We start from the raw sequence: 19,478 nt of genomic DNA on the forward strand, positions 1-19,478 counted from the left end.
GGTGCCGCTAGACGCGCGGCGGCCTGGCTTCGTACGGAGTGGACAGGACGACCGTGGTGCGGCTGGAGACGCCGGCCTGGGAGCGGATGCGGCTGAGCAGGTGCTCCAGCTCCAACGGGGTCGCGACGCGCACCTTGAGGATGTAGTTCTCGTCGCCCGCGACGCTGTGGCAGGCCTCGATCTCCGGGATGTCCGCGAGCCGGTCCGGGGTGTCGTCGGGCGCGCTGGGGTCGAAGGGTTTGACCGAGATGAAGGCGGTCAGCGGCAGTCCGACGGCCTCCGGGTCGACGACGGCGGCATAACCGCGGATGACCCCGCGCTGCTCCAGGCGGCGGACGCGCTGATGTACGGCCGAGGTGGACAGGCCGGTGGCCTTGCCCAGGTCGGTGTAGCTCATGCGCCCGTCCCTGACGAGCAACTCGACGATCTGACGATCCAGCTCCTCCATGCGGTCAACCTATTGCCCCGGGGTGCCATCGGCACAGCCGGGGGCCCGTCCCCGAGGGCATCAATCGGCATCCACGGGGCACCTGCGACCGGCATGTGACGAAGACCACAGGTTTGTCGACAGGTCGATCGAGACCTCACGGTTATGCGGCCGCCCGTATGGGAATTGCTTGCTGTGGTCGAGGCCACACGTACTTGGTCGACCCACCCGAGGGGGAGATTCTCCATGCAGGACCCTGTTGATTCGGTCGAGACGCCCGACGAGCTCGACGCGTACGACACCTTTGAGATGTACCGGGTGATCTGCCCGGACTGCGTCCAGCCGATCGCGCTGCTCGCCGACGAGGACGTACTGCCGGAGCACGCGCTGTGCCCGACTCCGTGGAACCCGTTCGTGCTGACGGTCTGCCCCGGCACCGGCAGGGCCGCGTCGGACGCGCGCCCCGCGGACGAGACGCTGGAGGTCCAGGAGCAGGACACCGCGCTCCTGCTGACGCTCCCTCAGGGTCTCGACTGGCGGACGCAGCCCTTCTCGCACGTCGGCGGTCCGGGCTCGCGTCCGATCAAGGTGCCGCAGATGCGGCGCGCGGCGTAGCGACGCCTACCAGTAGCTTCCCCGCACCATCGCCGCGAGCGTGGCGTGGTGCAGGATCAGGCTGTCCGGGTTCTCCGGCACCTCGACCTCTCCGAAGTGCGCCTGGCGGTACGCGACTCTGAGCATCACGATCGCGTGCCGCAGCGCCGCGTAGAGGGTGTGGAAGTCCATGTCCCGCGGTGTGTGGCCGGTGAGTGCGGCGTAGCGTCGCTCGATCGCGTCGCGGCGCAGGAATCCGGGCAGCCCGGGCTGGCCGAAGCTCACGGTCAGGTCCTGGAAGAAGCGGTGCAGGTAGACGGTCCAGCCGAGGTCGACCTCGCGCGGGGCGAAGCCGGCCATCTCCCAGTCGAGCACGGCCGCGGGGCGGAATCCGTCGTAGACGATGTTCCCGATGCGCGCGTCGCCCCAGTTCAGGACGGCCGGGCCCTCGTCGGCGGGCCAGTGCGCCTCGAGCCAGTCGAAGGCGGACTCGATGAGCGGGGAGGGCGAGAGCCCCTTCACCACCCAGGCGTAGTAGGCGCGTTGGGCGTCGACGTGCCGGCGCAGCGGGCTTCCCGTTCCGTCGGGGAGCAGGAACTCCGCCTCCTTCTGCGGGAATTGGTCGTGCAGCCGGGCGAGTACGGAAACGGACTCGGCCTCCAGGCCGGCGCGTTCGGCGTCGGTGGCGGAGTGCAGCCAGTTCCCCTCGTAGGTGTAGGGCATGACGTCCGGCGGTACGCGCCCCTCGGCCCGGGCCATCACGAAGAACGGGGCACCGAGCGGCTCCGGGTCGGGCTCCAGCCACAGCACGCGCGGCACGGGGATGTCGGTGTGCTCCCCGACCAGGCTCATGACCCGGTGCTGCCGCTCCATGTCGTAGACGGGGAAGATCGTGTACGCGGCGGGGTCGGCCGCCAGCCGCAGCGCGCAGCCGCGCACGGGGGCGTCGGGGTGGTCGATGTCGAAGAGCAGGGTCTCGCTGGACATGCCGTTGGAGCCGGGCACGGCGAGCCCGGTCACCCGCGCGCCGGGGAGGTGGGCGTCGAGCCAGACGGTGAGGCGACGGCCGAGCTCCTCGGGGTCGCGGGTGGAGGTGCGGGGGCGGGGCGCGGTGGCCATGGGCGGACTTCCTCCTTCTTGGGGCTCGATTCGCCGGTCGAGCTGGGTCAGTCGGCGGTGGACGTGTAGTCGGCGAAGCCGCTCGGGGTGTGGCGGCCGAAGGAGCCGTGCTCGAAGATTCCGTATCCGGTGCGCCCGTCGAGGGTGAAGCGGGCCGCGTGGTCGGTGACACCGAAGGCGGCCATGGGGTGGGCGGCGGGGTCGGAGAGGTCGTAGACCCTGCGGTCGGTCCAGTCGCGGCCCTGCCAGGTGCCGTGCTGCCAGTCGGTCGCGGGCGGATATCCGGCGCCGACGGCGAGCGGCGAGGAGGCGAGAATCTCGACCTCGACCTCCAGCGGCTTGCCCGCCGGGTCGGCGAGGTGGACGACGGCCCGCTCGGGGTGGCGCGTGCCCGGGCGGTAGGTGATGTCGGTGCGGGGCCAGCCGAGCTGGGTGTCCCGCTGTCCGTTCCGTACGACCACGGCCTCGTTGAGGGTGCGGTAGCCGTCGGCGTCTTCCTGCGCGATGACCATGAGGAAGCGGTCGTCGAAGCGCATGGGGATCCAGAGCCAGTGGAAGCCCTCGGGCCGGAACTCGTCGGCGCGGCCCGGCTCCTCGCCCGGGATGGGCCGGACGCCCCAGCTGCGGTCGCGGGTGCCGGTCCACTCCCCCGGGGTGACGGCGAACTCCTCGCCGCAGGCCCTGATGGTGCCGGTGCAGTGGCCGGCCTGAACGAAGCGGCGCCCTTCGAGGGTGAGTCGGTCCCCGCGGCGCTGGGTGTGGTGGGGCTCCCAGAGGGCGGGGAAGTCCCCGGTCCAGGTGAGGTCGAAGGAGAGCCCTTCGGGGTCGGCGGGGTCGGGGTCGCAGTGCAGGGTGAGCGTCTTCAGGGGTTCGTCGACGGTGATGCGCAGCGGGCCGACGGCGAGGTTCATCCGGTCGTCGCCGAGGGCGTCGGAGGCCCGCACGGCGTGCAGCCGGTCGCCGGTGCGCAGGGTGGCGTAGGCGTCGATGACCCCGGTGTTGGGGTACACGCCGAGCCCGGCGATGAGCAGGGCCCGGCCCTGGTGGTCGAAGACGTGGAAGATGCACCGGTCGTAGGCGTTGCGGTCGCCGCTGACGTGGTGCTTCATCGAGAGTGGCGCCTGGTGCACCGGGTATTCGTCGAGCGCGACGGGCCGGTCGTCGACGTGCCGATCCACAGACATGGTTGACCTCCTGGTCGGCGAGCGGGATCTGACGGTAAGTCAGACACCTTGCCGAGGGCCAGAGTCGTGCGACATCGGATCACCGGTGGATCGACCTCGGGTAAGTCCCGAACTCCCGCTCGATTCCGCTCGGCGGTGACCCCGCGGGGCCGGGCGCGTTGGGACAGGCATGACCTCGCTGTACACCACCCCGGTCGGCAGCGGACGGCGCCGCCTCGCCGAGCCGCGCGTTGAAGAATCGGTTCCGCATCAGGCGGCACACCTCGCCGACCCGCCCATCTACAAGGCGCTGCTCAGCCAGTGGGCCAGCCACGGCAGGACGCTGCCGGGCCGCAGCGACCAGGAGTGGAACCGGCTCACCGCCGCCCCGGTGTGGGCGGACCGGACCGTACGGGTGAGCGGGGTGAGCGGGACCCTTCTCAGCGGGTCTCTGGTCCGACAAGGTGCCGCGCGATGACCATCCGCTGGATCTGATTCGTTCCTTCGACGATCTGCAGCACCTTCGCCTCCCGCATGTAGCGCTCGACGGGGAAGTCCGCGGTGTATCCGTAGCCGCCGAGCACCTGCACCGCGTCCGTGGTGATCCGCATGGCCGCGTCCGTGCAGAAGAGTTTCGCCATCGCCGCCTGCCGCCCGAAGGGCCGCCCCTCGTCCCGCAGCCGCGCCGCCTCCAGGTAGAGGGCACGGCCCGCCTCGATCTGCGTCGCCATGTCCGCGAGCAGGAAGCGGAGCCCCTGGAAGTCGGCGATGGGCCGGCCGAACTGCCGCCGCTCCGTGGCGTACGAGACGGCCTGGCCCATGGCCGCCTGCGCGACCCCCACCGCGCAGGCCGCGATCCCGAGCCGCCCGGAGTCGAGGGCGGACAGCGCGATCGTGAAGCCCTGCCCCTCCTCGCCGATGCGACGGCTGTCGGGGATCCGCACTCCGTCGAGATGGAGCTGGGCGGTGGGCGAGCCCTTCATCCCCATCTTCCGCTCGGGTGCGGCGGCGCTCAGCCCGTCGGCGTCCCCGGGGACCAGGAACGCGGTGATCCCCTTCGGGCCCTCGCCGCCGGTGCGCGCCATCACCGTGTAGAAGTCGGCGATCCCGCCGTGGGTGATCCACGCCTTGGTGCCGGTGATCAGCCAGTCGTCGCCCTCCCGGACCGCCTTCGTGCGCAGCGAGGCCGCGTCGGAGCCGGAGGCCGGCTCCGAGAGGCAGTACGCGCCGAGCAGGCCGCCGCCCAGCATCGCCGGCAGGTGCGCGGCCCGCTGCTCCTTGGAGCCGAAGTTCGCGAGCGCGTGGCAGGACAGGGAGTGGACGCTGACACCGAGACCGACGGTGAGGCGGGCGGCGGCCAGCTCTTCGAGCACCTGGAGGTAGACGGCGTAGGGCTGGTCACCGCCGCCGTACTCGGAGTCGTACGGCAGTCCGAGCAGCCCGGAGGCGGAGAGCAGCGTGAAGAGCTCCCGTGGGAAGCGGCCGGCGTCCTCCTCCTCGGCGGCTCGGGGCGCGATCTCCCGCTCGGCGATCTCACGGACCAGGGCGAACAGGTCCCCGGCCTCCTCGGTGGGCAGCCTGCGTTCCACGATCTGCGGGGCACGGTCGGGCATGGCGGCGCACTCCTCCCTCTCGGGCGCTGCGGCGGGTGTGCGCGGGTGGCGCGGGGCCGCCGGTGGTCACTGCTGCGCCGATGCTGCCCCCGGCGGATCACCCCGGGGGCCGAGCGACGGCCGTGGCGGGAGGAGTATGCCCGTTCGGCGGCCCCGCCTCACTCCGGCGTGCGGAGCCGCGCGGCGCGGCACTCGCCGCGGAGGCCCGGCCTTGCCGGACCGCCTCCTCGTCAGACGAGACCCGGCTCCGGCGCGGGGCACTCCGGGACCTGCTCCTCGATCGCCGCCAGGGTGCCCCGCAGCAGGCGCACCAGCAGCGCGCACACCGCCTCCCGCCCCGGTTCCAGGTCGCCGAGCCAGGCGAGGGTGATGCCCTCGACGCTGCTCAGCCAGCCGAGGAGGGCGAGGTGGGCGAGGCGCGGGAGGTCGCGGCGCCCGTAGGCGCCTTCGGCGATGGTGGCGATCAGCTCCTCGCGCACGGTGTCGCGGATGGCCTGGACCTGGGTGTCGAAGCCGACGCCGCCGGTGACGATCGTGCGGTACGCCGCCTGGTGGTGCTGGGCGTAGCGGAGGTAGCCGTCGACGGTGCGCTCCACCCGCTCGCGGCGCGGGAGGTCCGTGTCGGACGCGGCCCGGGCCACGAGGTCGGCGACGGACTCCTCGACGATCGCGAGGTAGTAGCCGCGCTTGCTCTTGAAGTAGTAGTAGATCAGACCCTTCGCCACCCCGGCGTGCTGGGCGATGTCGTCCATGGACAGCGCGTCGTACGAGGTGTCGGCGAACAACTTCCGTCCGGTCGCGATGAGTTCGGAGCGCCGTACCTGGGATCGTTCGGTCGTTCCGCGCTGTTGACTATTATTCAAATTCGGCCCTAGTCTCCGACTTCCACGGACAGTGCCCGCAGTATGGCAGACCTTCGGGAGGGTCCAACGTGCGCGCATCCACACGGGCGTCAGCGCCCGGCAGAACGTCCTGGAAGAAGACCGCGGTGATCGGGATGCCGGCCGTGCTCGCGGTCGGGATCATGGCATCGGTGATGGCCGAGGGGGCCCTGGCCGCCTCCTTCGCCGTCTCCGGGACCAGCTTCCAGGTCTCGTCCGGGAAGCTGACGAGCCAGGGGCTCGCCTCCTACGTCCACACCGACCGCTCCGCCGACGGACGGGGACATCCGGTCGCCCTGCTCAGCATCGGCGAAGCCCGGCTCAGTGACATCTGCCAGGCGGCCGAGGTGAACACCCCGGTCGGCAAGGTCGTCTTCAAGCTCACCGCCGGCGGCGAGGCCGGCGAGGTCACCGCAAGCAGTCTGGTCATCGACGGCGAGGACCTGAGCGGCGACGCCCGCTTCGGCACCGCCCAGATCGGCCGCGACGCCTCCACCCTCGACCAGGTGCCGGGCGTCCAGGGGCCCCGAGGGAAGTTCGGCCTCCAGGCCGGCGACATCGAGGTCGTCGGGGTGAAGTCGAACGCCTGGTCGGCCACCGGCGGCAACTTCCGGCTGAAGGGGATGAAGGTCGATGTGAGCGTCGGCGGCACGAAGTGCTTCTGAACCCGGCCGGGCCGGACGGCCCCGGCCTCCGGCACCGGCTGCGGACCTGGCGGCGCACCCGGCCCTTCTGGGCCGGGCTGCTGCTCCTCCTCGGCGGGGCAGAGCTGCTGCTGGTGCCGCTCTCCCCGCTGACCGTCCTGGTCAGCCTGGGCATCGGCGGGATCGCGGCGATCGGGATCGGCCTGGCGCTGGTCGCCGCCGGGCTGTTCCTCTGGTTCCTGCCGCACACCCACCACTACGTCTCGGTGCACGCCCTGATCCTGTCGGTGCTCTCCTTCGCCGCGACGAACCTCGGCGGCTTCCTGGTCGGCATGGTGCTCGGGATCCTGGGCAGCGCGATGGGCTTCGGCTGGACTCCCATACGGGAGGAGGAGCCGCTCAAGGCCCCCGGCGGGTCGAAGACCCTCGCCGCCGCCCTGCCGATCGCGCTGCTCCTGGGCATCGGTACATACCCGGCCGAGGCCCGGGCCGCGACGCCGGTCGAGGCCACCCGCACTCCCCCGACCGTCACCACCACCCGCTTCGCCCCGCACGGCTTCACCCTCGCCGGGGTACGGACCGTGCCGACCGCCGACGGTCCGCTGAAGGTGATGGTCCTGACGATGCGCTCGGCCTCGCTCGCCGACTACCGGCTGCGGACCCGCGACGGCGGCGAGGAGCTGACGCTCGGCGCGGACTCCCTCGACCTCAGCGGGCACGTCACGCTTTATCTGACCAAGTTCAGCGGCTGCCTCCAGGGGCTGCTCTGCCTGACCTTCACCCCGGACGGCCTGCCCGTGCCGCCGGTCGTGCCGCCCTTCGTCTTCATGACGGACGTCAGCGCCGAACAGGCCCTGGTCACCTCGGACGTCATCGAGACGACGGGTCTGCGACTGGAGGCGTCGTGAGGGGGCGGGCGTGTGGGGGCGTCGCGTGGAGCGTCCTGAAGGGGCCGGGGGCGGACGGGCGCCTTCAGCGGGACCGGGTCACATCAGTCCGGCCCGGGTGACGAACATGGCGAGGACGACGACCAGGGTCCAGCCGAGGATGTGCTCGAGGATCTTCGGCCCGTCGTCCTTGGGCCCGCCGGTGCGGGCGCGGGACTGGGCGACGGAGTGGGTGGTGGCGGTCATGGCCACCACAGTGCCAGCGGAGGACCGCCGGGGGTAGAGACGTTCCTCACGCCCCCGGGGCCGCGGGTCCCGCCTCAGCGGACGCCGACGGCCGCCAATGCCTTGCGCTGGGCGGGCGTCGGGCGGTCGGGGAAGTAGAGGTAACAGACCCCGCCTGTGCCGGAGACCACGGTGCCGCTGGCGTTGTACCGCTTAGGACGCGAAATCTCCCGCACCGTCGGTGAAGGCGTTTCCCTCACCCAGGCCTGGGACGCCCTCGACCGCCTCACCGACCAGACACTCAGCAGCGATCAGGGGATCACTCCGACACTGCTCCAGCACCGCACCTACGCCTATCAGGCCGACGACCATGTCAGCGAGATCCGTGAGACGGGCGGGACCCGGCGCTTCGACGTCGACCCGATCGGTCGGGTCACCACCGTTCATGCTCAGGGATGGACGGAGCGATACGTCTACGACAGCCTCGGCAACCTCACGCACGTCACCGCGCCCGACCACCCCGACTCCGGTGACCGGGTCTTCCAGGGGACCCTCATCCGCCGCTCCGGTCGTACGGTCTACGAGCACGACGCGCAGGGCCGCCTCGTCCGCCGTACCCGTAAGCTCCTCAACGGGCAGCGCCGCACGTGGACCTTCACCTGGAACGCCGAGGACCGCCTCACCGCCGCGACGACCCCCGACGACGGCCACTGGCACTACACCTACGATCCGCTGGGGCGCCGCATCGCCAAGCACCGCCGCGGGCCCGACGGAACCACAGAGGAACGCACCACCTTCACCTGGGACGGCACCCGCCTCGCCGAGGAGGTGCGGCAGGACGGCCACACGACCACCTGGGACTACCGGCCAGGGACTCACCGCCCGCTGGCCCAGGCCGACCGTCACAGCCAGACCGAGTACGACGCCCGGTTCCACGCGATCGTCACCGACCTGGTCGGCACCCCGACGGAGCTCGTGACAAACCTGGCAGCACCGCACCACCGTGTGGGGCACGCCCCTCTCGGCGTCCGGCATGGCCACCGCCGATTGCCCCCTTCGCTTTCCGGGACAGTACAGCGACCCGGAAACCGGCCTCGACTACAACTTCTTCCGCTACTACGACGCCGAGATCGCCGGGTACATCTCGGCCGACCCGCTCGGCCTGAGCGCCGCACCTCACCACCATGCGTACGTCCCCAACCTCTTCGGCTGGGTGGATCCGCTCGGACTGAAGTGCCTGGATGCCGACGATCAAGCTCGGCACGACAACGCCCGCTCGGCAGCAGTCGACAGCGACGGCAAGATGTTGGGTGAGGAAGACGCTACCGGCGTCAGGGTGATCGACGACGTGCAGCTGGAGCGGGTCCGACTGGACCTGCACGCGAAGCTCGGCGAGCCCGAGATCAAGACCACGCCGAAGGGCAATATCGAGGTGTGGCAGCTGTCCGATGATCCGAAAGCGACCGTCACGTACCGGTCGTTCAGCAAATCCGGTGGAGCAACCATCGACTACAACGGTGTGGACGGCCTGGACATGAAACGATTCCACATTCCGCAGCACGGAGAAGCTGAGTGATGGTGAACCAGGACGCATACCGAGGCGAGCTGGAGTACCTGACCCAGTACGCGCACGACGACTGGATCGGATTCTCGGTCGTCAGCGGTTCCGTGGGCAGCCTTCTCGGGCGGGGCGCGTCGTTCGATGAGCAGCTGACTCTCCTGCTGCGCATCATCGGCGACCTGTACGACGCCGGAGTGCGGGCCGGCGAACTGACGGAGTCGGCGGGAGAGCCCTTTCTGCCGTGGCGCCTGGAGAAGGCCGACGCCCTCGCCCGGATCGCGGCTGAGGTGCGACACCTGTCCCGGTTGCCCGATTCCGGTGACGTCTGCTGGTTCACGGTGCCGTGATGCCGCAGGCGCCTCTGCGGAAGCTGCCTTCCCGGCACGTCGTTGGATGCGTCGCCGGTCCCGACCGCCAGCCCGGAGACACGCTTCCATTCGGGCTCGGCTCCGACAGATATGCTGCGCAAATCGTGGGACCGCGCCATCAGGCGGCTCGATCTGCCCGCATACAACCCGCACGACTTGCGGCACAAGTGGACCACCGTGGCCCCGACGAACGGTGTGTCCATTCACGAGGTATCTCGCTGGCTCGGACATCGTTCGATCAAGGTCACGGTGGACCGGTACGGCCACCTCGCTCAGGACGGTCGGGAGCACTGCCGTCAGGTCGTCGCGACGGCCGTGGGGCCGCACGTACTCACGCCAGGCCGAGCGACCGCAGTGCGCGGCGCCGGCTCGGTGCCGGCTCAGCGGGCCAGAAGACGTAGCAGACACCGCCCGTACCGCTTCTGACCTTGCCGTTCGCGTCGTACCGCTTCGTACGCAGCCAGATGTTCTCCAAATGGGAGGGCGCCGCTTACCACGCGACGCCCTCCCGCGCAAACATGCAGGTCAGAGGCGCGGGCCGCGTGAGGCAAATCGAGCGCGGACGCGCTGGTGCTGACCTGGTGCTGACTTCCGCTGACGTCCGTTCCGGTCCGTTCGGGTCCCTCGCGCTGGATCGGTGCTGACCCGCACCCCTCGTTCGTGAGGGAGCCGATGTGGGACGTCAAGGCGCTTGCCGCTTTCCTCGGGAGCTGCTTCAGCAGGTGGCGGGGCGCCGGCGGCGCACGGCATCAGGGGCCGGGCCGCGATCGGCTCATCGGCGTTGCCACTCTTCTGCCAGGAGTTGGTAGGAGCGCACCCGATCGGCGTGGTCGTGGGTGATGGTGGTGATGATCAGTTCGTCGGCGCCGGTGGCCTCCTGCAGTTGTTCGAGGTGGTCGGCGACGCGTCCCGGTGAGCCGACGAACTGGGTGTCGACGCGGTCGGCGACCAGGGCGCGGTCCGCTTCGGTCCAGGCGTGGGCGCGGGCCTGGTCCGGGGTCGGGAAGGGGATGGCGCCCTCGGCGGTGCGGATGCTGCGGACCCACAGGCCGTAGCCGGTGGTCAGTTCGCGGGCGGTCGCGTCGTCCTCGGCGACGACGACGTCGGCGGAGACGCTGACGTAGGGCTTGTCGAGGTGGTCGGACGGCTGGAACGCGGCGCGGTAGCCCTCGGCCGCCTCCAGTACGGTGGCCGGGCTGACGTGGTAGTTGGCGGCGAAGCGCAGGCCGTTGCGGCCGGCGACGTCGGCGCTCTGTCCGCCGCTGCTGCCGAGGATCCAGACCTCCAGGTCCGCGCCCTCGCCGGGGACGGCGTGCGCCTCGGTCCCGTCCGCGGAGCGGTAGTCGCCGCGCAGGAGCGCGAGGACGTCGTCGATCTGCTCGCCGTAGTCCTGGGGGCGGGCGCCGGGCTGGTGGAGCAATTGCTGCTGGAGCAGGAAGCGAGGGCTACCGATCAGGTGCTCGAAGGAGAACCGGGGCGGGATCTTCAGCCCGTTGGGGGCCTGCCCGTCCACGACGGGGGTCGTGGTCGACCGGGGGCCCGCCGTCTGCCCGGAGGGTCGTCCGCCGGAGCGGCCGAGCCCCAGGTCGAGTCGCCCGGGGTGCAGGGCGTCGATCAGTCCGAACTCCTCGACGGTGGACAGCGCGGTGCGGTGACCGAGCTGTACGGCGCCGGAGCCGATCCTGATGGTGGAGGTCGCAGAGGCGGTCAGGGCCAGCACGACGGCGGGAGAGGACCCGGCCACACCCGGGTTGAGGTGGTGCTCGGCGAACCAGTAGCGGGTGTAGCCGAAACGCTCGGTCTGCTGGGCCAGATCGATGGTGTCGCGCAGCGCCTGGGCGGCGGTGGAGCCGGACGGTATCGGGACGAGGTCGAGGACTCCGAGAGGGATGCCGGACATGGTCGGGTGGTGCTCCTCAGCGGTCGGTGGGCGCGGGTGCCGATGCGGGCGGGGATACGAGATGGGGCTCGGGCGCCGCGGTCGGTCGACCTCGCCGCCCGCTACGGATGGCGAGGAACTTCACGACGCGACCCGCCGGGTCTCCGTCTCCGTGCGGGCGTCGGGGTGTGCCAGGCCGAGGTGGTCGCGGAGCGTGGTGCCCGTGTAGTCGTGGCGGAACACGCCGCGTTCCTGGAGCAGCGGGACGACGGTGTCGGCGAACTCGTCGAGGCCGCATGGGGTGAGGTGCGGGACCAGGATGAAACCGTCGGCGGCGTCCGTCTGGACGAAGTGGTCGATGGTCTCGGCGACGGTGGCCGGGGAACCGATGAACGACTGGCGGCCGGTGGTCTCGATGACCAGCTCGCGGATCGACAGGTTCTCCGCTTCGGCGCGCTCGCGCCATTGCCTGGCGACGGCGAGCGGGTCGCGGAACATCCGGACGCCGGCACGGCCGCGGGCGATGGTGTTCTCGCCGGGGTCCGGGTCGATGTCGGGGAGTGGGCCGTCCGGGTCGTACGCGGAGAGGTCCCGGTTCCACACGTGTTCGAGGTACGTGATCGCGGTCTGGCCGCTGACCTGTTGGCGTCGTACCTCACGGGCCAGCTCCTGTGCCTCGGCGTCGGTGTCGCCGAGTACGAAGGTCGCCGCGGGGAGGATCAGCAGTTGGTCGTGGGTTCGGCCGTGGCGGGCCAGGCGTCCCTTGACGTCGGTGTAGAAGGACCGGCCGGCCTCCAGGGTGCTGTGCCGGCTGAAGATGGCGTCGGCGCCGGCGGCGGCGAACTCGCGGCCCTCGTCGGAGTCTCCGGCCTGGAAGATCACCGGGCGGCCTTGGGGGCTGCGCGGGACGTTGAACCGGCCGGCGATGTCGAAGTGCTGCCCTTGGTGGACGAAGGCTCCGGCTTGCGCGTCCTTCAGGAAGATGCCGGACTCCCGGTCGGCGACGATCTCGTCGCCGTGCCAGGAGTCGAACAGTTCGGTGGCGGTGGACAGGAACTCCTTGGCCCTGGAGTACCGCTGGTCCTCCGGGAGGAAGCCGCCGCGCCGGAAGTTCTCGCCGGTGAAGGCGTCCCAGGAGGTGACGACGTTCCAGGCGGCTCGTCCGCCGGACAGGTGGTCCAGGCCGGCGAACTGGCGGGCCACCTCGTAGGGCTCGTTGAAGGTGGAGTTGATGGTGCCGGTCAGGCCGAGACGATCGGTGACAGCGGCGAGCGCGGACAGGACGGTGAAGGTGTCGGGGCGCCCCACCACGTCCAAGTCATACAGCTGACCGCCCTGTTCACGCAGCCGCAGCCCCTCGGCGAGGAACAGGAAGTCGAACTTGGCGCGTTCGGCGGTCCGTGCGAAGTGCGCGAACGAGCTGAACTCGATGTGGCTGCCCGCCCGTGGGTCGCTCCACACGGTGGTGTTGTTGACGCCGGGGAAGTGGGCCGCGAGATGGATCTGTTTCAGGGGCTTGCCCGTGGTCGGGTCGGTCATGGTGGTACGACTCCTGCGGCTCAGAGGGCGGCGGCGTAGCGGTTCGCGGGTCGGGCGAGCCCGAGCAGCCCCCGGAGGGTGTCTGCCTCGTAGGCCTGCCGGAAGGCGCCCCGGCGTTGGAGTTCGGGCACCAGGCCCCGTGTGATCCGTTCCAGGTCGTGGCCGATCACTCCGGGGCGCAGCCGGAAGCCGCTCAGGCCGGCCCGGCTCCACTCCAGCAGCAGGTCCGCCAGGTGCCCGGGGGTACCCGTGAACACGTCGGCGTCGCTGGTCCAGCCGTAGCCCGCGAGGCCGTCGAGGCGGGCCTTGCGGTCCTCCGCCGCCGCGGGCTCGTCGTCCAGGAACACCACCAGGTCACCGAAGATGTGCAACGACTCCCCCGCCCGTCCCGCGGTGCCCTGGGCGGCACGGATCTCGGCGACGATGGCGCGCGCCTGGTCGGTGTCGTGCGGGGTGACGTATCCGATGTCGGCGGAACGGCCCACCAGTTGGAACGGCACGCTGTCGTGCGCGAGCGCGCTGACGAGGGGCTGTCCCTGCGGCGGCCGAGGGGTGATCGAGGGGCCCTTGACGCTGAAGTGCCTGCCCTCGAAGTCGATGTAGTGCAGCTTGTCGCGGTCGATGAAGCGTCCGGTGGCGACGTCACGGATCTCCGCGTCGTCCTCCCAGCTGTCCCACAGGCGGCGCACCACCTCGATGTGGTCGGCGGCCTCCTCGAAGAGCTCGGCGATCAGATCCCGGCCGGCCGGGGTGCCCCAGTCCTCGATGCGGAGGGGCGGGAAGGTACGGCGGCCGAAATGCGCGGCCTCGTTGTGCCGTGCCGTCACCTGGACGCGCAGGCCAGCGCGGCCGCTGCTGACGTAGTCCAGGGTGGCGATCGCCTTGGAGATGTGGAACGGCTCGGTGTGGGTCGCGACCACGGTCGGCACCAGCCCGATGTGTCGGGTCAGCGGTGCGACCCGGGCGGCGACAAGCACGGCGTCCAGTCGACCCCGGACCTGGTCGGTGCGCCCGTCCGGCTCCGTGGGGTGCGAGGACTGCTGCCCGAGCCCGTCCTCGAACGTCACGAAGTCGAGCAGGCCGCGTTCGGCCTCGGCCACGAGGTCGGCCCAGTAACCGGCCGTGAACAGGTCGTGGGGCCGGGCGTCCGGCTCGCGCCATGCGGCAGGGTGCCAGCCGGTGCCGTCCAGTGCCACGGCGAGGTGAAGAGGGGCATGTGCGGACACGAGAAGGGGGCCTTCCTGGTCGACCGTATGTGATCACCGGCCCTCGTGCCGAGGGCTCGATGGCGGGGAACAGGTCAGGAACGACAGAGGGCGCCGGCAACCCCGTCGCAGGTCGATGTGGGGGCGGGAGTACAGGCGGACGCAGCCGCGCGCGACGAGGACTGTGGCAGCCGGGACAAGCGCACGGGAGACGAGGGAGACGGGGAGCGATACCGTCACCTCCGCTCTTCCGGCTGTTCTTCCTGCTCGGGCCGGGGCCTGCCGCGCTCCGGCACGGCAGGCCCCATGTCCTCTGTCCTCGCAGCCTAGGTGGAGCTGGACGGGCGAAGGTGGAGAGCGTGTTGCGGTTCCATGAAACGGTCCGCATGCTCCTGGCAGGGCTGAGCGCCGTCCCCGCCCGCGATGTGAGCCGCCCAGTCGAGGATCTGCACGGCCGCCCCCGCGGCCTCCAGTCCCTTGCAGTGGGCATGGTGCCTGCGGGCGATGCCGTCCAGGTCGAGGTGTCGGCCGAACGCCGGGTGGGCGGCCAGTCGCCGTGCGTAGGCCCACAGGTGCGGATGGTCGGCGATGCGGTGCACCGCGGCGGCGTCCAGGTGCAGGCGGTGCACGGTGTCGAGTTGGACCAGGGTCACCCACAACTGCACGTCGGCGGCGGTGATTTCGTCGCTCAGGAGGAACTGCTGGTGGGCGAGCCGCCACTCCAACGAGCCCAGGACGCGGAGCAGGGAGCTGAGGGCGGACCGACGCACGGTGGCGTCGACGCCGGCCTGGCCGGCGTGCTGTGCGGCTTCGTTGATGCGGTACTCGCAGAGGTGCTTGACGGCCTGGATCTCGGCATCGGCGCCGTGCGGGTACAGCGCGGACCGGTCGGAGACGTCACCGGCGAAGCGCCGGGCCAGGTCGCTCAGGATGTCCGGGGTGTGGGTGCTGACGATCCGCCCCGTCCAGGTATCGCTCAACACCGGTGCGGTGGCCGGTCCGTTGTGCCGGTGTGAACTGGCCTCGTACAACGGGCGCAAAGCGGAGTGTCCGCCCTCGGGTCCGTCGGGAACGGCCGGCAGCAGTACCACCGGGAGTGTCTCTTCCAGACCTAGCAGGCTGTGGGTGATGGCGATCCGTAGACAGTGGGGACAGGACAGCGTGAGGTGGAGGCGGTAACGGCGCGGCACGGCGTAGTAACCGCTGCTCGCATCACAGCCGATCCTGCCCCGGAACGACGGCAGGGACGGGAGGGGCGGGACGGACGGCACGGGGGTGAGGGGTGCGGCGGGCATGTGTCTCCCTGGGTGTCCAGGTCCGGCTTCCGGTTCTCGGAGGTGCGGCGGGGCGGCGCACGTGGGGTGACGGGCGCGCGGCGGCGTCGGCGCGCTCCCGTGACGCGGCGGGGGATGCGGTGCCGACGGGGATGCGGTGCCGACGGGTGCCGGCGGTTCAGCGCCGAGGACTCGCCGCGCTGCAGACACGCAGGAGATCGATGTGGCGGCGGGAGGTCAGGAGGAGCGGCGAGCGGCCCGCGTGCACGGCGCGGTCGGCGGGCGACTCCAGACACTCCATCATTTCCCACCCGTCCACTAGGGATTCTGTACTGGAGTGTCGGGCGGCCTTCGGACGTCGTCAAGAGGGCATGCTCGCATGTGGCCCGCCGTCTCACATGCTGGAAGGAGGGGGACCTGGGCGGCGAAGCCCGGGCGACTCCCCTGCCGATTGCATAGGAAATGCCCCCGCCGCCGAATCCGGACGGATCCCACTCCGTCCGACCCCCGCGATCAGCGACGGGATGTGCGGGACAATGCCCGCATGCGGATCTCAGCCAGGGCGGACTATGCGGTACGGGCCGCCCTTCTCCTCGCCGGCGCCCCCGAGGGCGGCCCTCTGAAGGCGGAGGCCATCGCCGAAGCGCAGGAGATCCCGCACAAGTTCCTCGAAGGCATCCTCAACGACATGCGCCGCGGCGGACTGGTGGTCAGCCAGCGCGGCGCCAGCGGCGGCTACCGGCTAGCCAGGGCCGCCGAGGACATCTCCGTCGCCGAGGTGGTGCGGGCGGTCGAAGGCCCGCTGGTCTCCGTGCGCGGCGTACGCCCGCCGGAGCTTTCGTACAACAGCCCCGCGAAGTCACTGCTGCCACTATGGATCGCCCTGCGCGCGAACGTCCGCCAGATCCTGGAAGGCGTTTCACTGGCGGACATCTCATCGGGCGAGCTCCCCGACTTCGTGCATTCCCTGGCACAGGATCCGGCCGCCTGGACCAATCCCTGAAACGGCACGTGAGGCTCTGCCTCGCCATCGTCTCTGCACCCGGGACGAGGCCGTCCACTCTTCGGTCACCCTCTTGCCAGGCGTGTGCCTCCCTCGCAGTATCCCTATCAACTCGATGGGAAAACTAGGAATTTGCCACGGGCGTGGCGCGAAGAGCGCCCCGACGCCCTCAACACACTCCGGGAGTAGCGCACATGACCACCACCGCCCGCCACCATGACACCGCCGCGCACCCGGCCCCCGGGCCACATTCCCGCACCTCGGCCTGCCGGTGAGCACCATGCCGACGACACCGACCACGCCCCTCCCCCCGACCGCCGACGAGCGGCGGCGCTCGCTCCTGCGTACCGCCCGCGACGTGGCGGACGACCTCGCCACGGACGCGATCGTCCGCGACCAGGCAGGCAAGCCGCCCGTCGACGAGACGGCCCGGCTGCGCGAGGCCGGTCTGCTGGCGGCCCTCACCCCGCCCCTGCCGGGCGGCGGGGCGGACTGGCGCACCGGGTGCGCCGTCATCCAGGAGGTCGCCACGGCGGACAGCTCCCTCGGCGAAGTCCTCGCCCGCCACTACGCGCACGCCTGGAGCGGCCGCTTCTACGCGTGGCACCACAGCGCGTCCGCCCTCGAAGAAGAGGCGGCACGCGAGCAGTGGCTGTGGTCCGGGACCGTCCGCGCCCCAGGCTCGGCACACGAGACCGGCGGACCGGACCTCACCCTGACGCCGCTCGACACGGGCTACGTGCTGAACGGGCGCCGCTCCGTGGACACCGCGGTGAGCGTCGCCGACCAGTTCATGGTGGACGCCGTGTGCGCCGTGACGGGAGACGTGCTCGTCGTACGGATCCCGGCCGACGACCCGGGAGTGATCGCCGAACCGGCCCACGACCGTCTCGGCCAGCGCGTCGCCGGCGCGGGCGCGGTCGTCATGGACGGGGTCGTCGTAACCTCCCGGCAGGTGCTGGGGCACCGGCCGCAGGACGAGGAGTCGACCGCGCCCTTCACCGCGCTCGCCGAGGCCGCACTCCGCCTCGCTCTGTGTCACGTGGGCCTGGGCATCGCCGAGGGCGCTCTCACCGAAGCCCGCGACCTCGGCAGGAACACCCATGCCCCCGGACCGCCCGGCGACGACCCGGACCTGCTCCTCACGTACGGCGAACTCGCCTCCGCCGCCCAGACGGCCGCCGCCGTGGTCGAGAGGGCGACGGACGCGATGACACTCGCCCTGAGCGCCGGAGCGGAGCTCCACCCCGAGGAACCGGCGGCCGTCGACGCCCTTGTCGCCATGGCCGAGACCGTCACGACGAGGGCGGCCCTGCAGATCACCACCCGGGTCCTGGAGCTCGCGGACGCTCTCGGCCTGGACCGCTTCTGGCGCAACGCTCGCACCCTGACAGCCCACCACCCGGCCGCCCACCGCCTGCGCTCCATCGGCGACCACTACCTCAATGGCCGCCGCCGGGCGATGGCAAGGGCGGACATCTGACGCTGACCTGCGACGTATCGTATCACGAGACGAGATCGTCCATTATGTGAAATCCCTCTTGGGGCCGAAACTCGCCTCTGCCACTATGCCTATCAGCCAGGTGGGAAAACTAGGGATTCCGGGAGGTGGGTAGCTGTGCGCACGCTGAAGCAGGCAGGCGACTCGCTCCCCCTTCTCACCTCCCGCCGGCACATCGACCTCGGCCACACGTCCAGCGCCATCTGTCGGCCTCTCTAAGGCCGGTCGGCGGATCCGGCTGCCCGCCCACAGAACGCCGCCACCGCCGTACGCATCCCGGCCCAAGCACGCGTCAACCGTTGGAGGCGCGGCCCGGCGATACACGGCGGTCCGGCATCCACCCCTCGGCGTCCAGCACTCACACCCCCACATCGGCCCACAGCGACGGCCGTGGGGTGGTTGTGCATCGCGTCGTGTTGTCTCCGCACCTCCCTGAAACCCATTCCGTGAAAGGACACCTCCGTGTCTGCCGCAAGACCGCTCACCGCCCTGCGCACCATCGCCGCCATAGCGGCGCTTCCCTTCCTGCTCACCGCCTGCGGCTACGGCTCCCAGGCGACCGAGGACGACGAGCAGCCCAAGGTCGCGGCCGATGCCAAGAAGCTCTCCGCCGGCGAGGTGAGGATCGGCTACTTCCCCAACCTCACCCACGCCACCGCTCTCGTGGGTGTCCAGGAGGGTCTGCTCCAGAAGGAACTCGGCGGCACCACGATCAAGCCGTCCACCTTCAACGCCGGCCCGTCCGAGATCGAGGCGCTGAACGCCGGCTCGATCGACATCGGCTTCATCGGCCCCTCCCCCGCGATCAACGGCTACACCAAGTCCAAGGGCAAGAACCTGAGGATCATCTCCGGTTCCGCTTCGGGCGGGGTGAAGCTGGTCGTCAATCCGGCGAAGATCAAGACGCTGGACGACGTCAAGGGCAAGCGGATCGCCACCCCCCAGCTCGGCAACACGCAGGACGTCGCGTTCCTGCACTGGGTCTCCGAGAAGGGCTGGAAGGTCGACTCCCAGTCCGGCAAGGGTGACGTCTCGGTGCTGCGTACGGACAACAAGGTGACCCCGGATGCCTACAAGTCCGGTTCCATCGACGGCGCGTGGGTGCCGGAGCCGACCGCGTCGAAGCTGGTCAGCGAGGGCGCGAAGGTCCTCCTCGACGAGTCCGACCTGTGGCCCGAAAAGAAGTTCGTGATCACGAACATCATCGTGCGGCAGGCGTTCCTCAAGGAGCACCCGGACGTCGTCGAAGCGGTGCTGCGCGGCACGGTGAAGACCAACGCGTGGATCACCGCCAACCCGGACAAGGCCAAGGAATCGGTGAACGCGGCGCTGAAGAAGGAGACCGGCAAGCCGCTGTCGGCCAAGGTGATCGACGCGGCCTGGCCGTCCATCACCATCACCGACGACCCGCTCGCCGCCACCCTCCAGGCGCAGGCCGAGCACGCGGTGGACGCCGGACTGCTGAAGGAGCCCGAGCTGGCGGGCATCTACGACCTCACGCTGCTCAACAAGGTGGTCAAGGCCGCGGGCAAGCCGGAGGTCTCCGACGCCGGTCTCGGCGCGAAGTAAGCCCGTAGCAGCCCGAACTCCCAGGA

The 19,478-nt window shown here is 70.7% G+C and carries 19 protein-coding genes and 3 pseudogenes; 11 read left to right on the forward strand and 11 right to left on the reverse strand.

Going from position 1 to position 19,478, the window contains the following annotated elements; all coding sequences use genetic code 11:
• Nucleotides 1–7 precede the first annotated feature (7 nt).
• Nucleotides 8–448: an Lrp/AsnC family transcriptional regulator gene (locus tag ACFV9D_RS30395; RefSeq protein ID WP_137990589.1), complete on the reverse strand. Its 441-nt coding sequence runs from the start codon at nucleotides 446–448 to the stop codon at nucleotides 8–10.
• Nucleotides 449–673: 225 nt separating this feature from the next.
• Between ACFV9D_RS30395 and ACFV9D_RS30400 the strand changes: the two genes are divergently transcribed.
• Nucleotides 674–1,042, forward strand: a complete 369-nt coding sequence (locus ACFV9D_RS30400) for a hypothetical protein (RefSeq protein WP_385153222.1) — start codon at nucleotides 674–676, stop codon at nucleotides 1,040–1,042.
• A gap of 6 nt (nucleotides 1,043–1,048) precedes the next feature.
• Here ACFV9D_RS30400 and ACFV9D_RS30405 read toward each other — a convergent pair whose 3' ends face one another.
• Together ACFV9D_RS30405 and ACFV9D_RS30410 are read right to left on the reverse strand one after the other, a co-directional pair.
• The gene (locus tag ACFV9D_RS30405; protein ID WP_385153226.1) at nucleotides 1,049–2,140 is read right to left on the reverse strand and encodes a phosphotransferase family protein; all 1,092 of its coding nucleotides are present in this window, start codon (nucleotides 2,138–2,140) and stop codon (nucleotides 1,049–1,051) included.
• Between the two features lie 47 nt (nucleotides 2,141–2,187).
• Nucleotides 2,188–3,324 carry a hypothetical protein gene (locus ACFV9D_RS30410; protein WP_385153229.1) on the reverse strand — a complete coding sequence of 379 codons (1,137 nt, stop codon included), beginning with the start codon at nucleotides 3,322–3,324 and terminating at the stop codon, nucleotides 2,188–2,190.
• Nucleotides 3,325–3,493: 169 nt separating this feature from the next.
• Here ACFV9D_RS30410 and ACFV9D_RS30415 point away from each other — a divergent pair, with 169 nt between their 5' ends.
• Nucleotides 3,494–3,781: a hypothetical protein gene (locus ACFV9D_RS30415; protein ID WP_385153232.1), complete on the forward strand. Its 288-nt coding sequence runs from the start codon at nucleotides 3,494–3,496 to the stop codon at nucleotides 3,779–3,781.
• On the opposite strand, the gene ACFV9D_RS30420 is transcribed toward ACFV9D_RS30415, so the two are convergent.
• The gene (locus ACFV9D_RS30420; RefSeq protein ID WP_385153235.1) at nucleotides 3,744–4,916 is read right to left on the reverse strand and encodes an acyl-CoA dehydrogenase family protein; all 1,173 of its coding nucleotides are present in this window, start codon (nucleotides 4,914–4,916) and stop codon (nucleotides 3,744–3,746) included. The genes ACFV9D_RS30415 and ACFV9D_RS30420 overlap by 38 nt on opposite strands.
• A 230-nt stretch (nucleotides 4,917–5,146) precedes the next feature.
• The gene (locus ACFV9D_RS30425; RefSeq protein ID WP_385153238.1) at nucleotides 5,147–5,779 is read right to left on the reverse strand and encodes a TetR/AcrR family transcriptional regulator; all 633 of its coding nucleotides are present in this window, start codon (nucleotides 5,777–5,779) and stop codon (nucleotides 5,147–5,149) included.
• 134 nt (nucleotides 5,780–5,913) lie between these two features.
• Here ACFV9D_RS30425 and ACFV9D_RS30430 point away from each other — a divergent pair, with 134 nt between their 5' ends.
• Complete coding sequence (locus ACFV9D_RS30430) at nucleotides 5,914–6,462, forward strand: DUF6230 family protein (protein WP_385153343.1); 549 nt, start codon at nucleotides 5,914–5,916, stop codon at nucleotides 6,460–6,462.
• Nucleotides 6,453–7,349, forward strand: a complete 897-nt coding sequence (locus ACFV9D_RS30435) for a DUF6114 domain-containing protein (protein WP_385153241.1) — start codon at nucleotides 6,453–6,455, stop codon at nucleotides 7,347–7,349. The genes ACFV9D_RS30430 and ACFV9D_RS30435 overlap by 10 nt, the downstream gene beginning before the upstream one ends.
• Before the next feature lie 78 nt (nucleotides 7,350–7,427).
• Here ACFV9D_RS30435 and ACFV9D_RS30440 read toward each other — a convergent pair whose 3' ends face one another.
• Nucleotides 7,428–7,574, reverse strand: coding sequence for an SCO1431 family membrane protein (locus ACFV9D_RS30440; protein WP_385153244.1), 147 nt, complete (start codon nucleotides 7,572–7,574; stop codon nucleotides 7,428–7,430).
• A gap of 171 nt (nucleotides 7,575–7,745) precedes the next feature.
• Here ACFV9D_RS30440 and ACFV9D_RS30445 point away from each other — a divergent pair.
• The 4 genes and pseudogenes from ACFV9D_RS30445 to ACFV9D_RS30460 all read left to right on the forward strand — a co-directional run.
• Nucleotides 7,746–8,279: pseudogene (locus ACFV9D_RS30445) on the forward strand (type IV secretion protein Rhs); the annotation flags it as partial.
• Nucleotides 8,280–8,586: 307 nt separating this feature from the next.
• Nucleotides 8,587–9,129 carry an RHS repeat-associated core domain-containing protein gene (locus ACFV9D_RS30450; RefSeq protein ID WP_385153247.1) on the forward strand — a complete coding sequence of 181 codons (543 nt, stop codon included), beginning with the start codon at nucleotides 8,587–8,589 and terminating at the stop codon, nucleotides 9,127–9,129.
• Entirely contained in the window at nucleotides 9,129–9,461 is a 333-nt protein-coding gene (locus ACFV9D_RS30455) for a hypothetical protein (RefSeq protein WP_385153250.1), read from the forward strand. The genes ACFV9D_RS30450 and ACFV9D_RS30455 overlap by 1 nt, the downstream gene beginning before the upstream one ends.
• A gap of 111 nt (nucleotides 9,462–9,572) precedes the next feature.
• A pseudogene (locus tag ACFV9D_RS30460) lies at nucleotides 9,573–9,743 on the forward strand (tyrosine-type recombinase/integrase); the annotation flags it as partial.
• Between the two features lie 70 nt (nucleotides 9,744–9,813).
• Here the strand turns inward: ACFV9D_RS30460 and ACFV9D_RS30465 are convergent.
• The 5 genes and pseudogenes from ACFV9D_RS30465 to ACFV9D_RS30485 all read right to left on the reverse strand — a co-directional run.
• Nucleotides 9,814–9,954, reverse strand: a pseudogene (locus ACFV9D_RS30465) (peptidase C39 family protein); the annotation flags it as partial.
• 300 nt (nucleotides 9,955–10,254) lie between these two features.
• A complete protein-coding gene (locus tag ACFV9D_RS30470; RefSeq protein ID WP_385153253.1) occupies nucleotides 10,255–11,382 on the reverse strand; it encodes an LLM class flavin-dependent oxidoreductase in 1,128 nt (375 codons plus the stop codon).
• A gap of 120 nt (nucleotides 11,383–11,502) precedes the next feature.
• A complete protein-coding gene (locus ACFV9D_RS30475; RefSeq protein WP_385153256.1) occupies nucleotides 11,503–12,900 on the reverse strand; it encodes an NtaA/DmoA family FMN-dependent monooxygenase in 1,398 nt (465 codons plus the stop codon).
• 20 nt (nucleotides 12,901–12,920) lie between these two features.
• A complete protein-coding gene (locus ACFV9D_RS30480; protein WP_385153259.1) occupies nucleotides 12,921–14,126 on the reverse strand; it encodes an LLM class flavin-dependent oxidoreductase in 1,206 nt (401 codons plus the stop codon).
• Nucleotides 14,127–14,431: 305 nt separating this feature from the next.
• Nucleotides 14,432–15,400 (reverse strand): glutathione S-transferase C-terminal domain-containing protein, encoded by a 969-nt coding sequence (locus tag ACFV9D_RS30485; RefSeq protein ID WP_385153262.1) that lies wholly within the window; start codon nucleotides 15,398–15,400, stop codon nucleotides 14,432–14,434.
• 523 nt (nucleotides 15,401–15,923) lie between these two features.
• Here ACFV9D_RS30485 and ACFV9D_RS30490 point away from each other — a divergent pair.
• From ACFV9D_RS30490 to ACFV9D_RS30500, 3 genes are all read left to right on the forward strand, one after another.
• The gene (locus ACFV9D_RS30490) at nucleotides 15,924–16,382 is read left to right on the forward strand and encodes an RrF2 family transcriptional regulator (protein WP_385153265.1); all 459 of its coding nucleotides are present in this window, start codon (nucleotides 15,924–15,926) and stop codon (nucleotides 16,380–16,382) included.
• A 280-nt stretch (nucleotides 16,383–16,662) separates the two neighbouring features.
• Entirely contained in the window at nucleotides 16,663–17,865 is a 1,203-nt protein-coding gene (locus tag ACFV9D_RS30495) for an acyl-CoA dehydrogenase (RefSeq protein WP_385153268.1), read from the forward strand.
• A gap of 480 nt (nucleotides 17,866–18,345) precedes the next feature.
• Nucleotides 18,346–19,452, forward strand: coding sequence for an aliphatic sulfonate ABC transporter substrate-binding protein (locus ACFV9D_RS30500; protein WP_385153271.1), 1,107 nt, complete (start codon nucleotides 18,346–18,348; stop codon nucleotides 19,450–19,452).
• Nucleotides 19,453–19,478 lie beyond the last annotated feature (26 nt).

It is taken from the genome of Streptomyces sp. NPDC059875 (genome assembly GCF_042731085.1).
Classification (GTDB): domain Bacteria; phylum Actinomycetota; class Actinomycetes; order Streptomycetales; family Streptomycetaceae; genus Streptomyces.

Excerpts from the sequence above, each read along its gene's own strand:
- ACFV9D_RS30430 (WP_385153343.1), top strand. The coding sequence starts at position 5,914 with ATGCCGGCCGTGCTCGCGGTCGGGATCATGGCATCGGTGATGGCCGAG.
- ACFV9D_RS30415 (WP_385153232.1), top strand. The coding sequence starts at position 3,494 with ATGACCTCGCTGTACACCACCCCGGTCGGCAGCGGACGGCGCCGCCTC.
- ACFV9D_RS30395 (WP_137990589.1), bottom strand. The coding sequence starts at position 448 with ATGGAGGAGCTGGATCGTCAGATCGTCGAGTTGCTCGTCAGGGACGGG.
- ACFV9D_RS30440 (WP_385153244.1), bottom strand. The coding sequence starts at position 7,574 with ATGACCGCCACCACCCACTCCGTCGCCCAGTCCCGCGCCCGCACCGGC.
- ACFV9D_RS30405 (WP_385153226.1), bottom strand. The coding sequence starts at position 2,140 with ATGGCCACCGCGCCCCGCCCCCGCACCTCCACCCGCGACCCCGAGGAG.
- ACFV9D_RS30410 (WP_385153229.1), bottom strand. The coding sequence starts at position 3,324 with ATGTCTGTGGATCGGCACGTCGACGACCGGCCCGTCGCGCTCGACGAA.
- ACFV9D_RS30490 (WP_385153265.1), top strand. The coding sequence starts at position 15,924 with ATGCGGATCTCAGCCAGGGCGGACTATGCGGTACGGGCCGCCCTTCTC.
- ACFV9D_RS30470 (WP_385153253.1), bottom strand. The coding sequence starts at position 11,382 with ATGTCCGGCATCCCTCTCGGAGTCCTCGACCTCGTCCCGATACCGTCC.
- ACFV9D_RS30400 (WP_385153222.1), top strand. The coding sequence starts at position 674 with ATGCAGGACCCTGTTGATTCGGTCGAGACGCCCGACGAGCTCGACGCG.
- ACFV9D_RS30420 (WP_385153235.1), bottom strand. The coding sequence starts at position 4,916 with ATGCCCGACCGTGCCCCGCAGATCGTGGAACGCAGGCTGCCCACCGAG.
- ACFV9D_RS30485 (WP_385153262.1), bottom strand. The coding sequence starts at position 15,400 with ATGCCCGCCGCACCCCTCACCCCCGTGCCGTCCGTCCCGCCCCTCCCG.
- ACFV9D_RS30475 (WP_385153256.1), bottom strand. The coding sequence starts at position 12,900 with ATGACCGACCCGACCACGGGCAAGCCCCTGAAACAGATCCATCTCGCG.
- ACFV9D_RS30455 (WP_385153250.1), top strand. The coding sequence starts at position 9,129 with ATGGTGAACCAGGACGCATACCGAGGCGAGCTGGAGTACCTGACCCAG.
- ACFV9D_RS30450 (WP_385153247.1), top strand. The coding sequence starts at position 8,587 with ATGGCCACCGCCGATTGCCCCCTTCGCTTTCCGGGACAGTACAGCGAC.
- ACFV9D_RS30495 (WP_385153268.1), top strand. The coding sequence starts at position 16,663 with ATGCCGACGACACCGACCACGCCCCTCCCCCCGACCGCCGACGAGCGG.